Annotated in this window: 1 protein-coding gene; it reads right to left on the reverse strand. The window is 48.6% G+C overall.

The window, feature by feature from the left end:
* Positions 1–884 (reverse strand): IS66 family transposase (gene tnpC, locus R7044_RS24605; RefSeq protein WP_225455921.1); only part of this gene is annotated, 884 nt, incomplete at both ends.

The raw sequence follows: 884 nt of genomic DNA on the forward strand, positions 1-884 counted from the left end.
CATTTATGCAGGTCATCAAGCATAGGTTTCGCCAGTTTTTGTCGTTCAGTCATTCGCTCCAGAGCAGACCTTCCTTTCAGGCGAGTTTCAAGCGCATACAGTTTTTGGATTTTTGCCAGAGCGACATCCGCTTTTCCTGTTTTGCCTTTACCTTGTACCCTCTTCGCATCCATGAACTTACGGCGAGCATGAGCAAGACAGCCAAGGTGTTCAACCTTCTCCAGGCCGTCATAGACTCGGTATCCATCCGTTTGCAGGTAGCCATTGTAGTCACCAAGGAAGCCGATGGGACATGCTCTTGAGCGACGATTTTGATAATCGTACAGCACGATGTTTTTAACGCCTTCCAATGTCGCTTCAGGAGAGTCAGCACCAGAGCAGTAAACCCACATATAGCATTGCTTATCTTCTTTAAGCACGGTTAGTGGTGTTTCATCTGCCTGGATGACCACCTGCTCCAGCAAGTGTTTGTGCAGAGCGTTATACAACGGAGTAAAACGTTCGCTGACCTGCATCATCCAGCGAGCCATGGTTGTTCTGGATAGCTCGACACCAGACTGCTCGAACAGGGTTTCCTGACGGTAAAGCGGTAGCGCGTACTGATATTTTCCAAGGATGATGTTAGCCAGAAGGCTTTCTGTCGCGAAGCTTTTAGGGATAATACTGGCAGGTGCAGGCTTTTGGCTGATGCTAACCTTATCGGCTTCCTTTTCACACTGGCGGCAACTGTACTTAGGGCGAACATATTCCAGAACCTTCAGTACTGCTGGCGTGAACTCCAGCTTTTCACAACTATCTTCACCGATTTTATGCAGAGGGTGCTGGCAGCATGAGCAGACTTTTTCATCATCATCCAGGTCCAGAACGATATGCTCACGGGGCAA

The organism is Vibrio sp. 1402 (assembly GCF_033340275.1).